We start from the raw sequence: 14,503 nt of genomic DNA on the forward strand, positions 1-14,503 counted from the left end.
CTCAGATCCGCTCATGGAATTTCTCGACCTCGATCCCGCCGACCTCACCCGCCGCCACGCCGCTCACACGGCACGCGAAATCGCCCAGCAACCCGACGTCTGGCCCGACGTGCATGCCGTCGTCGACGCGCAGCGCACGGCGCTCGACGCGTTTCTCGCGCCGCTGCTCGCCGATCCCCGGCTGCGCATCGTCCTGACCGGCGCCGGCAGCTCGGCGTTCATCGGACAGTGCCTCGTGCCCGCGCTGCGGCACCGCTTCGGCGGCCGCGTCGAAGCGGTGGCCACCACCGACATCGTCGCGAACCCCGCCGATACGCTAGAGCCGGGCATGCCGACGCTGCTGGTCTCGTTCGCGCGCTCCGGCAACAGCCCCGAAAGCGTCGCGGCCGTCGAGCTGGCGGATCGCCTCGTCGACGGCTGCCACCACCTCGCGTTCACGTGCGCGGCCGACGGCATGCTGAACCGCCGCCTCGGCGCCCATCCGCGCGCGCACGTCGTGCTGTTGCCCGAGGCCACGCACGATCAGGCGTTCGCGATGACGTCCAGTTTCAGCGGCATGCTGCTCGGCGCGGCCTGGGCGTTCGGCGTAGCCGGCATGCCGGTCGGGCCGCTGGCCGACGCCGCGCGCACGATGCTGCGCGAACAGGCGTCGCGGCTCGCCGCGCACGTGCGGCAATTGCCCGAGCGCGTCGTGTATCTCGGCAGCGGCACGCTGCTCGGGCTCGCGCGCGAAGCCGCGCTGAAGCTGCTGGAACTCACCGACGGGCAGATCGTCGCGATGGCCGAATCGCCGCTCGGTTTCCGGCACGGCCCGAAAACGTTTCTCGACGAACGGACGCTCGTCGTCGTGCTGCTGTCCGGCGATCCGCATACGCATCGCTACGACCTCGACCTGCTGCACGAACTGCGGCGCGAAAACCGCGCGGCCGGCATACTGTCGATCGGCGTCGCGCCGGCCGATGGCGCGGGCGACGCCCGCACGTTGCCGCCGTCCGACGACGACCTGACGGTGCCGCTGCCGCCCGGCCTGCCCGATCTCGCGCTCGCGCCCGTCGCGCTGATCCTCGCGCAGTGTTTCGCGCTGCTCGCCTCGCTGCGGCTCGGACTGACGCCCGACAACCCGAGCGCGTCCGGCACCGTCAATCGCGTCGTGGCCGGCGTCACCATTCATCCGTATGCGGGGCAGCCCACATGACTCCACTTTTTCTCGGCATCGACGGCGGCGGCACGAAAACCGCGTTCATGGTGATCGACCGGCAAGGCCGCGTGCGGGCACGCCATGAAACGACCACCAGCTACTACCTCGAGATCGGCATGGACGCGCTGCGCACGCTGCTCGCCGACGGCGTGCGCGCGGTGCTGGCCGCGGCGAACGTCGCGCGCGACGACGTCGCGTTCGCGTTCGCCGGCCTGCCCGCGTACGGCGAGGACAGCCGCCTGCTGCCCGAACTCGACGGCCTGCTCGCGCCGCTGTTCGCGCGCGAGCGCTACCGGATCGGCAACGACATGGTGTGCAGCTGGGCCGGCACGCTGGCGGGCGGCGACGGCATCAGCATCGTCGCCGGCACGGGATCGATCGCGTACGGCCAGCTCGAAGGCCGCGCCGCGCGCTGCGGCGGCTGGGGCGAGATCTTCGGCGACGAGGGCTCGGCCTACTGGCTCGCGCGCGAAGGGCTAGCCGCGTTTTCGCGGATGGCGGACGGCCGCGCCGCACGCGGGCCGCTGTTCGACATCGTGCGCGCGCACTTCGCGCTGGAACACGATCTCGACGTGTGCGCGGCCGTGAATTCCGGCGCGGTGCGCAGCCGCTTCGCGCAATTGTCGCGGCTCGTGATCGATGCGGCGCACGCGGGCGACCGCGAAGCGCACGCGCTGATCGACCGCGCGACGGACGAACTCGCGCAACTCGCGGCGGGCGTCGCGCGCGCCCTCGGCTGGCCGCCCGGCGAGCCGCTGCCGGTGTCGTATTCCGGCGGCGTGTTCAACGCCGGTGCGCTCGTGCTCGATCCGCTGCGCGACGCGCTCGCGCGCCGTGTACCGCATGCGGTGCTCACCGCGCCGCGGCTCGGGCCGCACGTCGGCGCGGCCGTCCACGCGGCCCGGCTGGCGGGCATGCCGCTCGACACGCCGGCCTTGCATGCGCTCCAGCCCGGGCAGGGGTTTTGATATCATTTCGGCTCCCTGTCTTGCCGAAATGGACATGCCCGCTCACCGAGTGCCTCCGCCGCCCGCCGTCGATCACGCGCCGCTGCTTGTCGAAGAACGTCGCCGCCTGATCTGCGAGCTGGTGCGCGAACGGGAGAAGGTGACCGTCGAGGAGCTGGCCGAGCGGTTCGGCATTTCGCTCGTCACGGTGCGCAGCGACCTGAACGCGCTCGCGGCGGCCGGCGCGGTGCTGCGTACCCACGGCGGCGCGCTGGTGCTGCGCGAGAGCGACGAGGTGCCGATCGCGGTCAAGCAGAAGCTCCGTCACGCGGAGAAGGTGCGGATCGCGGCGGCGGCCGCCGCGCTGATCGGCGACGGCGAAACGATCCTGCTCGACTCCGGCAGCACGACCGAGGAAATCGCGAAGCAGATCCTCGCGATGAAGCTGCAATCGCTGAACGTCATCACCAATGCGCTGAACGTGGCGGTGCTGCTCGCGGCCGCGCCGCACATCAACCTGATCATGCCGGGCGGGCAGCTTCGGCCGAACTCCTATTCGCTGTCCGGGCCACAGGCCGTCGTCGCGCTGCAGGGGCTGTACGCGGACCGGCTGTTCCTCGGCGTCGACAGCCTCGATCCCGAGATCGGCCTGATGACGCCGCACCTGCTCGAAGCGCAGCTCAACGCGCAGATGCTGAAGATCTCGCGCCAGGTGATCGCGGTCGCCGATTCGTCGAAGCTGATGAAACGCAACCTGTCCGTGATCGCGAGCGTCGAGCAGCTCGACATGCTGATCACCGATACGGGCGCCGACGCGGCCGTGGTCGACGACCTGCGCCAGCGCGGCATCGACGTGCTGACGGTCTAGCCGCCCGATTCCCATCCGGATACCGCGATGCCCTCCGTCTCGTCCCCGCCCGTTCTCGATACGCCGCGCCTGATTCTCGAAGGCCATCCGCTCGGCGACTTCGACGCACTCGCCGCGATGTGGGCGGAACCCGGCGTCGTCGCCCATATCTTCAACGGCGAGCCGTCCACGCCGCGCGACTCGTGGATGCGCATGCTCGCGTATCGCGGGCTGTGGCCGCTGCTCGGCCATGGCTACTGGGCGATCCGCGAAAAGGCGTCGGGCCGCTATGTCGGCGATCTCGGCTTCGCCGATTTCCATCGAAACATCGAGCCGTCGATTCGCGGCGTGCCGGAAGCCGGCTGGGCGCTGGCGACCTGGGCGCAAGGCAACGGCTATGCGACCGAGGCGCTCGCGGCCGCGCTCGCCTGGCTCGACGCGCAGCAGCGCTTCGAACGCAGCGTGTGCCTGATCGCGCCGACCAATGTCGCGTCGATTCGGGTCGCGGAGAAAGCCGGTTACGGCGAGCCGCTGCGCATCCGCTTGAACGACGCCGATTCGTTGATGTTTTCGCGCAAGTGTCGCTAGGTGCGGCGAACCGGCGGCCGCGTCAGTCGGCGACTGGTTCGTAGCAATGCATGAAGAGGCCGTCGTCCATCGGCCAGCAGTTGCCGGATTCATCGCGCAGGATCCAGTCGCCCGGCTTCACCGGCCGCCAGCCTTCCGGCGTCGCGACGGCCCACCTGCCGTGACGGCGCTCTACCCGTTCATGGTCGCCGTCGGCGAACCATCGTGTCGCATCGACCTGACCGGCGCGTTTTCTGAATTTCATACCACCACCGAAGGAAACGAATCTCAGTGTCGCGTTGCCGCGGCACCGGTGTCGAGCGACCGCTGCCGCGCCCTCTGCGCGTTCGTTGCCGCGCGGGTTGCCTGCAACGCCGTCCAGCCCTCCGCGATGAGCGCCTCCAGCGTGTCGCGCGCCGCGGTGGAGATCCGGACATCGATCTCCTGCAGTTTCATCAGCGCCGAGACGACCTCGTCCGGTTGATCGGGTGCGAGCGCAACGATGAACGCCGAACGCCTCTCGGCAGCCCGGACGGCCTCGCTCCAGTCGGCACGCGCCACCGCTGCTTCGATCGCATGCGTGAGCGACTCGAGACTCAGAACGACTTGCAACGGCGTCATTTCGCCTCCCCGTGAATGATTCGTACTGTCCGCTTGCCGGCCCGTCGGCAGCCGTCGCGGCGTCGAGCCGACCCCGCGCATCCGGTTCCGCACGCGCGCAGCACGACTCGACGTGTCGTAGAAGCACGCAGTCGAGGCGACCGGGAAACAGAACGCCACCGCAGTATCCGACGCGCGTGAGTCAGGTCCGGGAATTGTAGGGAGCGGAACGTGCCCACGTCGGTAATATTTTGTAATGATATGTCGACTAACCTTGCCTGGCGTGGGTTCGGCCGGTGGTGGCGAGGTTCGCGACGCCCGGTTGACGCAAACGTTTTCGTCTGAAGGATGCCTGCTCGCGCATCGTCGCGAGCGCCGCGCCGGCGCTCGCATCGGCCCGTTTCAACGTCACACACGGCCCGGCGCCGCCCGGCCCGCGCTTTCTACTTCCGGCAGCGATTTGCCCATCGCTCAGTTCACCGAACGATCCAGATTTCGTCACATTCCGCCGGAATGTTGCGCAGTATCATCCACGTCGCTTCGGCTACGACGCGTTCGGACTGGGCCTGACCGCTCGCCACCTTCCCGTTTTGCCTCTTCGTTTACCGATGCCCATCCGAATCCTGCTCGTCGAAGACGACGTCCCGCTGTCCGCGCTGATCGCCGAGTATCTGCGCAAGCATCATTACCAGGTGGACACGCTGTTCGACGGCGCCGGCGCGGTGCCGGCGATCGTCGCGAACCGACCCGATCTGGTGCTGCTCGACGTCAACCTGCCGGGCAAGGACGGCTTCGAGATCTGCCGCGAGGCCCGCATGCAGTACGACGGCATCGTGATCATGGTGACGGGCCGCGACGAGCCGTTCGACGAATTGCTCGGCCTGGAACTCGGTGCGGACGACTTTCTCCGCAAGCCGATCGATCCGCGCCTGCTGCTCGCGCGGATCAAGGCGCAGTTGCGGCGCACGCGCGTGCCGGCGGGCGACCCCGTGCCGGATTCGCCGCAGCGATACGTGTTCGGCAAGTTCTCGATCGACCGGGCCGATCGCCGCGTGCATCTTCCCGACGGCAGCATGCCGCGTTTGACGTCGACCGAATTCGACCTGCTGTGGGCCCTCGTGTGCCGCGCGGGCGAGGTGGTCAGCCGCGAAGACCTGACGCTGCTGCTGCGCGGCATCGCGTTCGACGGCCTCGATCGCTCGATCGACGGCCGCATCTCGAAGCTGCGCCGCAAGCTGCGCGACGATGCGAACGAACCGAAACGGATCAAGACCATCCGCTCCAAGGGCTATCAGTTCAGCAAGCACGGATGGGAATGAGGCCGCGCGTGGGCCGACGGGCGGCAGTGCGCGCGCGCGGCCCGCGAGGTGCGGCGCGCGCTCGCGGCTATTGCGGGCGAGCCGTACCGGTATCCGTATTCGTATTCGTATTCGTATTCGTGCTCGTATTCGTGCTCGTATTCGTGCTCGCGCCGGCCTGCCATCCGCCGCCGAGCGCCTTGTAAAGCGCGACGAGATCGGTCGTCTTCTGCAACGCACCCTGCTCGGCCTGCTGCCGGCCTTCCGACCATTGCCGCTCGGCGTCCAGCACGTCGAGGAACGGCGACAACCCCTTCCGGTAGCGATCGCGCGCGAGGTCCAGCGCGCCCTGTTCGGCCTTCACCGCATCGTCGAGCGCGGCCGCGCGCGCCTGGTCGGTGCGGTACACGGCCAGCGCATTGTCGACGTCGCGCAGCGCGACGAGCACGGCTTGCCGGTAGGCGAGCGCCGCTTCGGCCTGGCGCGCCTGCGACAGCCGCAGGTTCGACACGAGCGCGCCGCCGGAAAAGATCGGCAGCGACACGGCCGGCCCGAACGCATAGAACAGATGCGACCAGTGCGCGAGCTCGCGCACGTGCGACGCGCGCAGGCCGACCTGCCCCGTCAGCGAAATGTCCGGATAGAACTGCGCGACCGCGACGCCCACGTCGGCGGTGGCCGCATGCAGCTCGGCCTCCGCGCGGCGGATGTCGGGGCGCCGGCGCGCGAGCGTCGACGGCAGGCCGACGGGTACGGTCGGCGGCACGTCCGGCAGCGCGCGCGGGGCGTCAAGCCAGTCGTCGAGCGCGCCCGGCGCGCCGCCGACCAGATACGCGAGGCCGTTGCGCAGCAGGACGATCTGCTGGTCGAACTGCGGCAGTTGCGCGCGGATCTGCGCGAGCCGCGCGTCGGCGCTGCGCACGTCGAGATCGCTCGCGAGACCATGCGCGGCCTGCTCGCGCGTCAGGTCGAGCAGGTCGCGCTGCGCGCGTTGCAGGTCGTCGGCCAGCGCGCGCTGTGCTTGTGCGCCGCGCAATTGCAGATAGGTCTGCGCGACTTCGGCCTCGAGCGACAGCAGCGCGTCGTCGCGGCTCGCGACCGCCGCGCTCGTCTCGGCGCCGGCCGCTTCGACCGAGCGGCGCACGCGCCCGAACAGGTCCAGTTCCCACGATGCGTCGAACCCGGCCTGCCACAGGTTGACCGGCGCTTCGAGGGCATCGAGCGCGCCGCGCGCGCCTTGCTGCACGCGCGCGCCGGTTCCCGGCCCGAACCGGTCGAGCGGCGAGCCCGGCGCGCCGAGACGATCGACGCGCTGGTCGATGCCCTGCTCCTCGACGATGCCTTTCAGGCCGAGCTGTTCGCGCTGGTAGCTCGCGGTCGCACGCACGTCCGGCAAACCCTGCGCGGCGGCGGCGCGAACCTGCGCGCGTGCCTGGGCGATGCGCAGCACGGCGGCCTGCACGTCGAGGTTGTCGTGCGCGGCGCGCTCGACGAGCTGATCGAGCAGCGGATCGCCGAACGCGCGCCACCAGCGCGGATCGGGGTCGGCATCGATCGTCGGCGAAGAGCGTGCGGCCACGCCGGATGCAGGGGCTGCCGCCTGGCCTTGCGCCTGCATCGCGTGCCAGGTGTCCGGAACGTCCGCGTGCGGCGGCTGGTAGTCGGGCCCGACGGTGCAGCTCGCGACAATGGCGCATCCCGTGAATATCGTCGCCGCGCGACACGCGATGGTGCGAACCGGGCGGCGGTTGCGGTTGTCCCGATGCATGCGCATGTCAATGCCCTCCCGCGCCGCCCGCGGCCTTCGCCGGCGTGAACAGGAACGTCAGCGGAATGCTGAACGCGCAGAACACCGCGAGGATCGCGAACACGTCGATATACGCGAGGATCGTCGCCTGCGCGATGAATGTCTCGTACAGCCGCCCGCTCGCCGTCTGCAGCGCGGCCGACGGCGGCGCGCCCGTCAGCGCGCCGATCGCGCGTGCGTTCTCCTGCAGCGCGTCCTGGAAGTTCTGCGACAGCGTCGACATGTGCGTGGACAGATGGGCCATGCGCGCCTGCGTGCGCTCGCGGATCAATGCGGTCGACACCGAGATGCCGATCGAGCCCGCGACGTTGCGGAACATCGTGAACAGCGCGGACGCGTCGTCGTTGAGCCGCCGCGGCACGGTCAGATACGCGAGCGTCGTGATCGGCACGAACATGAAGCCGATCGCGAGCGACTGCGCACACCGGATCATCACGAGGTGCTTGTAGTCGATGTCGGGCACCAGCGTGCGCGAATAGATCAGCGAGCCGCACAACAGCACGAAACCGAACCCGACGAGATAGCGCGTCTGCACGTGCGGCATCAGCCGGCTCACGAGCGGAATCTCGAGCGTGATCAGCAGCGCGCCGGGCGACAGCACGAGCCCCGCGAGCGTCGCCGTGTAGCCCAGGTGCTGCTGCGCGAGCTGCGGCACGATCACCGCGCTGCCGTACAGCACGGCCGCGAACGTCGCGATCGTCACGCAGCCCAGCGCGAAATTGCGATCGCGCAGGCACGACAGGTCGACCACCGGTTTCTTCGTGCGCAGCAGCCACAGCGTCGCGCCGATCAGCCCGAGCGCGGACAGCACGGCAAAGACGCGGATGAAGTTCGAGCCGAACCAGTCCTCGTCCTCGCCGCGATCGAGCATCACCTGCAGGCAACCGAGCCCGATCGCGATCAGACCGATGCCGATGTAGTCGATGGAGATCCCGCGTTCGGCGCCGCGCCGCCACGGCGGATCCTCGACGAGCTGCATCACCGCGAGCACGGTCAGCGCGCCGATCGGCACGTTGAGCAGGAACACCCAGCGCCACGAGAAATGGTCGGTGATCCAGCCGCCGAGCGTCGGTCCGAGCACCGGCGCGACGACGATCGCGATGGCCGAGATCGAGAACGCGCGGTTGCGCTGCTCGGGCGGAAACGTATCGAGGATGATCGACTGCTGGTTCGGCTGCAGGCCGCCGCCGAATAGCCCCTGCAGCACGCGGAACACGATCAGTTCGCCGAGGTTGGTCGCGACGCCGCACAGGAACGAGCACACGGTAAACGCGGCGATGCACAGCATGAAGTAGCGCTTGCGGCCAAGCAGGCGCCCGAGGAACCCCGAGATCGGCAGCACGATGCCGTTCGCGACGAGGTACGACGTGAGCGTCCAGGTCGCCTCGTCGTAGCTCGCCGACATCGTGCCGGCGATGTGCGGCAGCGCGACGTTGACGATCGTCGTGTCGAGCACTTCCATGAACGCGGCGAGCGTGACGACGATCGCGACGAGCCACGGGTTCGCGGCGGGACGCCACGTGCCGCCGGACGCGCCGCCGCGGTCGGGCGGCCGGTTCATCGGCGGGCCTCGTGAGGCAGGGACGGCATGCGGGTATCGGGCATCGGATCGCTCCGGTCGAAACCGGCCGCGGCACGGCGGCCGGTCATTTCAGGTGGACGGTCGGCTCGACCGACAGGCCGAGACCGAGCGGCGGACGGGTCGGCAGCGGGCCGTCGAGCACGATCTTCACCGGCACGCGCTGCACGATTTTCACGAAGTTGCCGGTCGCGTTCTCGGTCGGGAACGCGGAGAAGCGCGACCCGCTGCCGAGCTGGATGCTGTCGACGTGGCCGTGCAGGTCGAGATCGGGATACGCGTCGACCGACACGTCGACGCGGTTGCCGATGCGCATCCGCTCGAGCTGCGACTCCTTGAAATTCGCGGTGATCCACACGCGCGGCGTGACGATCGAGAAGATCGACGTGCCCGGCTGCAGGAACGAGCCCAGTTGCACGTTGCGTCGCGTGACCCAGCCGTCGGACGGCGCACGCATCTCGCAGTACGACAGGTTCAGGTTGGCCGTCTCGAGCTGCGCGCGCGCCTGCAGCACCTGCTGGCGGCGTTCCTCGACGGCCGTCTCGGCCTGCCGGATCTGCTGCGGCACGAGGCTCGCGGTGCGCGCCTGCGCCTGGGCCATCGCGACGTTCGCATCGGCGGTCGCGCGCTGCGCGTCGGCCGCGTCGATCGCCTGCTGCGACGTTGCGCGCGCATCGACCGCGCGCTGCCGCGTCTGCGCGGCGAGCGCCTGCCGGTACGCGGCTTCCGCGGATTCGATCTGCGCGCGCGCTTGCCGGTACTGGGCCGGATACTGCACGCGCGCGATATCGAGCTGCACGCGCGCCGCGTCGAGCTGCGCCTGCGCGAGACCGAGCTGCGCCTGCGCCGCATCGACCTGCGCACGGTAGTCGCGCGGATCGATCTCGACGAGCACGTCGCCGCGCCGCACGAACGTGTTGTCGTCGACCGCCAGCCGCGTCACGTAGCCGGACACGTGCGGCGCGACCGCGACCGCGTTGCCGTCGGTGTACGCATCGTCGGTGCTTTCCTGGTTGCGCGTCGCGAACCACCAGACGAGCCCGGCGACGAGCAGCACGAACACCACCGCACCGAGGATGATCAGCGGCTTTTTGCCGGGCCGCTTGCGTTCTCCGTCGCCGTTGCCGTTGCCGCCCTCTCCGTCGCCGCCGGTGCGGCCGCCGCGATCGTCGTGCGGATGGTGGTCGCCGCCACCGCCGCCCGGCGCGTCGGTCGGGCGCTCGCCGCCGCGGTCCGGCGCGGCGCCCGAGCCGCCGCCGCCGGACTGGCTGTCGCCCGCACGCGCGACGGCGGTCGGCCAGCGGGCGTGCAGCGGCGTCGACGGTACGACATCGGCCCTCGCCGGCGCGAACGCGTCCGGCGCGCCGGCGCCGTACCGTCCGACCGTCGACGCGCGCCGGAGCGCGACGCCGAATCGCTCACGAACGGATAACGGGCACAGAATCGCATCGGGCATGAAACGAGGCTCCAGACGGTGGCGGCGCGCGTCATTGCCCGCGCCGACCTCAAGCGCGCGATCAAGCAAACAGCGGACCCGGCGACGTGCTTCGCCCGCACCCGGTACGCCCGATGCGCGACAGGCAGGCTTGGACGGCCCCGACAGGACTCGCGAACCATGACACGCTCGACCTCACTCGACACCGACACACGCGGCGAAGATCGCGGCGACAGCACGCCCGGCCCCGAAGGCAAGCGCCGCGGCACGGCCACGCCGCCGCCGCGCAGCGCCCACGATCCGGCCGAAGGCAAGCCGGCCGAGCCGGACGGCGGGACACCGCCGCATCGCACGCCATCCGGGGAACACGGCGACGCGTGAGCGCCGCGCGTCGCACGGAATCGCCGCTCGCTTGGCCGCGACAGGCGGCGGCAGAAATGACAAGCCGTTGAAAAATCGCGGACGACGACCGGCAGGCGGCTCCGAAACGCTCGCGCGAAGCCCGGCGCGGTGGCGATGCAGGAACGCAAGTTGCGGCACGGGGGCATGGATCTTTCAATCACCCGTCGCCTGCCCTTCATGACGCTACCCGACCCGTCCGATTTCCCTGTGCGCGCGGTGCCGCTGGCGCCGCTGGCGAAGGAACGCGCAACGATCGTCTGCCATCGCAACCAGCGCGTGCTGCTCGTCGCCCGCGGACCGTCGTCGCGCTGGACGCTACCGGGCGGCGTGATTCGCCGGGGGGAATCGGCGCTCGACGCCGCGCATCGCGAACTTCGGGAGGAAACGGGGCTCGCCGATCTCGACCTCGCGTATTTCTTCTACGTGGACGGCAGCGTGAAACGCCATCACGTATTCGTCGCGAGCCTGCCGCGCGGCGCCCACGCGTGCCCGGGCCGGGAGATCGCGCTGTGCCGCTGGGTTCGAATCGACGCGGTGCCGCACTGGCCGGCGAGCGCGCCGACACAGCGCATCATTCGCCAGTTCGCGGACCTGAGCGCCGCGTGCGGCCTGCAGCCGGCGCCGGTCACGCGTCTTTCGTCGTCTCGTTGAGGCCGGCAATCGGCGGCTGCGGATCGCGCGCGAGCCCTTGCGCGAAAACCTTCAGTCCTTCCAGCAACGGCGTCAGCGCATCCCACAACGCCTCGTCGTGCAGCAGCCGGTAGACGCCGCGCACGCCGGGCGCGACGTGCTCGTGCTGCGCCGGCTGCCATGCGCCTACGTGATGCAGCGCGTCGGCCGCCGCGAACGCGGCGCGGCCGAACTGTTCCGGCGGAATGCGCGACAGCGCCGTCACCAGCATCGCGAGATTCTGCATGCCGCTCTGCATGCCGGGCTTGTCGAGCGCATCGACGAACGTGTCGGCCAGCCGCGCGTTCGCGCTGACCACCTCGTTCGCGAAGCGCAGGAAGCCGTGCCGATGCAGACTGCCCAGCAGGTGTTCGAGCGCGTCGTGTGCGCCGGGCTCCGGATGCGGAGGTGTCGTGTCGGGGGACTGGCGTTCGGTCATGGGCTTGCTCCGGTTGGGGCGCCAGGCTGCCGTCGGCCGGCAGCGGTGCGTGCGCCGAATGCGTGTCGTACTCGTTCACCGCCCCCCGCCGGGGCGGGCAACCGCGGCCGCGTCAGTGAGAACGACCGCCGGGCGGCGCCTTGTATTCGCTGCGCGCGCCCATCGCGTCCTCGACGTGATGCACGCCATGCAGGGCGGCGACGCCGTCGATCAATGCCTGCCGTTCGGCCTCCTCGACCTGTCCGGTCAGGCACACGTCGCCGCGCTCGACGCTCACGTCGATGTCGCGCGGGCGAGCGACGAGCCGGCCGAGCGCCGCACGGACGCGTTCGGCGACCTGCACGTCGCTCGCATCGCCCGCGAGCCAGTCCGCCCGCAAGCCGGCGATCGCGCCACGCGCATGGTCGGCCGCCCGCTTCGCCTGCGTATTCGCATAATCGGCGACGCCGTGCCGGCCCGCAACCGCCTTGTCGCGCAGATAAGCGCGTCGCCGCCGGCCGGACGAAGGATCGAGGAAGTACATCGCGGCCGCCCCGCAGGCAATGGCCACCGCAAGATTCAGCAACGGATTCGAAGGGGTTCTGGAGTTCATGGAGGCACCGTAGGCAATACCCGGGACAGCCGGGCTTCGTTTCGGTATGCAGCACGTGCCGTTCCCCGGTGCGAGCGTCGCGCGCAAGCCGTCGCGCGGTAATGCGGCGCCGGAAACGACAAGCGTTTGAAAAATCATCGGGCCGCGCATCGCTCGACCGGAAGATCGGCAGACAGGAGGATCAGGCTTCGGGCGTGTCGGCCGTTTCCGCGCGCCTGGCGCCCGGTTCGTCCTCGCCGCGTTCGGCCGCGCGCTGCGCCATTTCGACGTAGGTCTGCGCCAGCGCGCGCAATTCTTCCTCCGACGCATCCTCGATCCCGATCAGCCGGTCGCTCGCCGCGCGCGTGACCGCGAGCAGTTCGTCGAGCTTCAGGTGCAACGCCACGCTGTCGCGGTTCTGGTTACGTTGCAGCAGGAACACCATCAGGAACGTGATGATCGTGGTGCCGGTATTGATGACGAGCTGCCACGCGTCGGAGTAATGAAACACCGGCCCGCTCACGAGCCACAGCACGGTGATGGCGACCGCGCTGCCGAACGCCACCGGCGAGCCGGCCCAGGTGGTCACGCTCGACGCAAAACGTTCGAATGCGCGGGTGACGCCGTGCCCGGCCGGGCGGGAGCCGGCGCCGGGCTCGCACGCCGTGTCGCGACGCTCGTTCGGTGGTTCGTTGGGTTCGCGCATGAAAGCCTCCGGATTCGATGGTTTGTTGGAATGCGCATGAACCGCGTCGCCACCCGCCGCGAACCGGACGCAAGCTGGCCGCTGGGGTTCGGTCCCATCTGCGCGCCGTCGAGGGGAGCATCGTGCGTGCCCGGCCCCCACGCCCGTGCAGCGCGGCCTCACCGCGGCGCGTGCGTGTCCTCGTCGTCCGGGAAATAGCGCGTGTCGGTCAACTGGGCGATGCCGTCGAGATCCGGAAAGATCGTCGCGACGCTCACGCCAACCCCGGCCAGCTCCTGCCGGATCGTCGCGAACCGGGCGCCCGGCACGACGATGCGCATGAGACGGCCGGCGAGGTCCGCATCCTCGTCGAGCGGCACGAAACGCTCGGCGCCGGCGTCGTAACAGTGAATCGTGAACCAGCCGTCCTGCGCGGTGATCCTCGGCATCACGTGGCGCGGCCGGAACACTTTGGTGCGCGCGACCTGCAGCGGGGCGCGCCGTTCGGCGGCGGTGGCGATGTCGTCGGCGTCGTGCGACAGGCACCACACCACGCCGTCTCCACCCGATTCGCCCGCGCGCCTGACCGCGAACCACAGCGCGGCCAGCGCGTTGCCGGACCAGTCGAGCAGGCGCGTGCGCATCCCGTGCTGCTGCGCGAGCGCGAGCCAGTCGCACGCATCGAGGTTCTGCCCGGGTTCGAGATGCGGCAGCGCGCGCCGCGTGAATTCGTCGAGCATCCGCGCTTCGACGTCGGGCGACGCGCACTGCCGCGCGATGCCCGGCACGAGCGGCCAGCCGGCGTTGCACTGGCCGCGAAAGAGCCGCAGCGCCATCGTCCGGCGCTGCGCACCGATCACGGCCATGTAGTCGGCCACGCTGTCGATCGAGCGGCTTGCCGCGTCGCGTTCATCGTCCATGCATCGCGCCTCCTGTCTCGCCTGCCCATATTCGCGGCGATTGCATCGGCACGTGTCCGATATCGTCGCTTGCCGGATGCGGCGCTACCGGTAGGGCCCGCTGCGTATCGCCGTATCGCATCGCGGTTCACGGCGTCTTGCCGTGCTCCTTCTGCCAGCGCTCCATCAGCGCGATTTCGTCGCGCTGCGCCGCGACGATCCGGCTCGCGAGCTGCCGCAGCGTCGGGTCCTTGCCGTACTTGAGCTCGACCTGCGCCATGTCGATCGCACCCTGGTGATGCGGCGCCATGTGCGCGACGAAATCGCGGTCGGCGTCGCCCGTGTACGGCGCGCTCTCCATCGCCTCCATCATTTTTCGGTCGGCGCGCTTGAACGCCTGGGTGGACGTATCGGGTGCGCTGACCGGATTGGGCGGGCGCAACTGTCCGGCCGCGGGCAGCGCCGACGCGCACGCCGTCAGCAGTGCGCAGGCGGCGCAACGGCGCAGGGATGAACGGTTGAATGTACGCATGAGACGATTCCTCGACAAGAAAGTGAAC

Annotated in this window: 17 protein-coding genes; 7 read left to right on the plus strand and 10 right to left on the minus strand. The window is 69.9% G+C overall.

Going from position 1 to position 14,503, the window contains the following annotated elements:
* Positions 1-13 precede the first annotated feature (13 nt).
* From C4B30_RS25575 to C4B30_RS25590, 4 genes are read left to right on the plus strand one after another with little or no spacing between them, the layout of a single operon-like run.
* A complete protein-coding gene (locus C4B30_RS25575) occupies positions 14-1,195 on the plus strand; it encodes an SIS domain-containing protein (RefSeq protein WP_027785934.1) in 1,182 nt (393 codons plus the stop codon).
* On the plus strand, positions 1,192-2,166 hold the full coding sequence (locus C4B30_RS25580) for an N-acetylglucosamine kinase (RefSeq protein WP_027785935.1): 975 nt from the start codon (positions 1,192-1,194) through the stop codon (positions 2,164-2,166). The genes C4B30_RS25575 and C4B30_RS25580 overlap by 4 nt, the downstream gene beginning before the upstream one ends.
* A 34-nt stretch (positions 2,167-2,200) precedes the next feature.
* Positions 2,201-3,013 carry a DeoR/GlpR family DNA-binding transcription regulator gene (locus C4B30_RS25585; protein ID WP_227789678.1) on the plus strand — a complete coding sequence of 271 codons (813 nt, stop codon included), beginning with the start codon at positions 2,201-2,203 and terminating at the stop codon, positions 3,011-3,013.
* A 27-nt stretch (positions 3,014-3,040) separates the two neighbouring features.
* Positions 3,041-3,580, plus strand: coding sequence for a GNAT family N-acetyltransferase (locus C4B30_RS25590; RefSeq protein ID WP_027785937.1), 540 nt, complete (start codon positions 3,041-3,043; stop codon positions 3,578-3,580).
* 22 nt (positions 3,581-3,602) lie between these two features.
* Here the strand turns inward: C4B30_RS25590 and C4B30_RS25595 are convergent, their stop codons facing one another.
* On the minus strand, positions 3,603-3,824 hold the full coding sequence (locus tag C4B30_RS25595) for a hypothetical protein (protein WP_027785938.1): 222 nt from the start codon (positions 3,822-3,824) through the stop codon (positions 3,603-3,605).
* Positions 3,825-3,847: 23 nt separating this feature from the next.
* The gene (locus C4B30_RS25600) at positions 3,848-4,180 is read right to left on the minus strand and encodes a hypothetical protein (RefSeq protein ID WP_027785939.1); all 333 of its coding nucleotides are present in this window, start codon (positions 4,178-4,180) and stop codon (positions 3,848-3,850) included.
* Between the two features lie 587 nt (positions 4,181-4,767).
* On the opposite strand from C4B30_RS25600, the gene C4B30_RS25605 reads away from it, so the two are divergent.
* The gene (locus tag C4B30_RS25605) at positions 4,768-5,478 is read left to right on the plus strand and encodes a response regulator (protein ID WP_027785940.1); all 711 of its coding nucleotides are present in this window, start codon (positions 4,768-4,770) and stop codon (positions 5,476-5,478) included.
* Between the two features lie 67 nt (positions 5,479-5,545).
* Here the strand turns inward: C4B30_RS25605 and C4B30_RS25610 are convergent, their stop codons facing one another.
* From C4B30_RS25610 to C4B30_RS25620, 3 genes are all read right to left on the minus strand, one after another.
* Complete coding sequence (locus C4B30_RS25610; protein ID WP_234015460.1) at positions 5,546-7,231, minus strand: efflux transporter outer membrane subunit; 1,686 nt, start codon at positions 7,229-7,231, stop codon at positions 5,546-5,548.
* 1 nt (position 7,232) lies between these two features.
* Positions 7,233-8,825 carry a DHA2 family efflux MFS transporter permease subunit gene (locus C4B30_RS25615; RefSeq protein ID WP_027785941.1) on the minus strand — a complete coding sequence of 531 codons (1,593 nt, stop codon included), beginning with the start codon at positions 8,823-8,825 and terminating at the stop codon, positions 7,233-7,235.
* 85 nt (positions 8,826-8,910) lie between these two features.
* Positions 8,911-10,299, minus strand: coding sequence for an HlyD family secretion protein (locus tag C4B30_RS25620; protein WP_027785942.1), 1,389 nt, complete (start codon positions 10,297-10,299; stop codon positions 8,911-8,913).
* A 159-nt stretch (positions 10,300-10,458) separates the two neighbouring features.
* On the opposite strand from C4B30_RS25620, the gene C4B30_RS25625 reads away from it, so the two are divergent.
* Positions 10,459-10,659, plus strand: coding sequence for a hypothetical protein (locus tag C4B30_RS25625; RefSeq protein WP_027785943.1), 201 nt, complete (start codon positions 10,459-10,461; stop codon positions 10,657-10,659).
* Between the two features lie 165 nt (positions 10,660-10,824).
* The gene (locus C4B30_RS25630) at positions 10,825-11,331 is read left to right on the plus strand and encodes an NUDIX hydrolase (protein WP_034185501.1); all 507 of its coding nucleotides are present in this window, start codon (positions 10,825-10,827) and stop codon (positions 11,329-11,331) included.
* Here C4B30_RS25630 and C4B30_RS25635 read toward each other — a convergent pair.
* From C4B30_RS25635 to copM, 5 genes are all read right to left on the minus strand, one after another.
* On the minus strand, positions 11,306-11,788 hold the full coding sequence (locus C4B30_RS25635) for a hypothetical protein (RefSeq protein WP_027785945.1): 483 nt from the start codon (positions 11,786-11,788) through the stop codon (positions 11,306-11,308). The two genes, C4B30_RS25630 and C4B30_RS25635, sit on opposite strands and share 26 nt — an antisense overlap.
* 112 nt (positions 11,789-11,900) lie before the next feature.
* Positions 11,901-12,380, minus strand: coding sequence for a BON domain-containing protein (locus C4B30_RS25640; protein WP_027785946.1), 480 nt, complete (start codon positions 12,378-12,380; stop codon positions 11,901-11,903).
* A gap of 181 nt (positions 12,381-12,561) precedes the next feature.
* Complete coding sequence (locus C4B30_RS25645) at positions 12,562-13,065, minus strand: low affinity iron permease family protein (RefSeq protein ID WP_027785947.1); 504 nt, start codon at positions 13,063-13,065, stop codon at positions 12,562-12,564.
* 158 nt (positions 13,066-13,223) lie between these two features.
* Positions 13,224-13,964: an FRG domain-containing protein gene (locus tag C4B30_RS25650; protein WP_027785948.1), complete on the minus strand. Its 741-nt coding sequence runs from the start codon at positions 13,962-13,964 to the stop codon at positions 13,224-13,226.
* 127 nt (positions 13,965-14,091) lie between these two features.
* The gene (gene copM, locus C4B30_RS25655) at positions 14,092-14,475 is read right to left on the minus strand and encodes a CopM family metallochaperone (RefSeq protein ID WP_034185502.1); all 384 of its coding nucleotides are present in this window, start codon (positions 14,473-14,475) and stop codon (positions 14,092-14,094) included.
* Positions 14,476-14,503 lie beyond the last annotated feature (28 nt).

It is taken from the genome of Burkholderia sp. BE12 (genome assembly GCF_002959955.1).
In the GTDB taxonomy this organism is placed as follows: domain Bacteria; phylum Pseudomonadota; class Gammaproteobacteria; order Burkholderiales; family Burkholderiaceae; genus Burkholderia.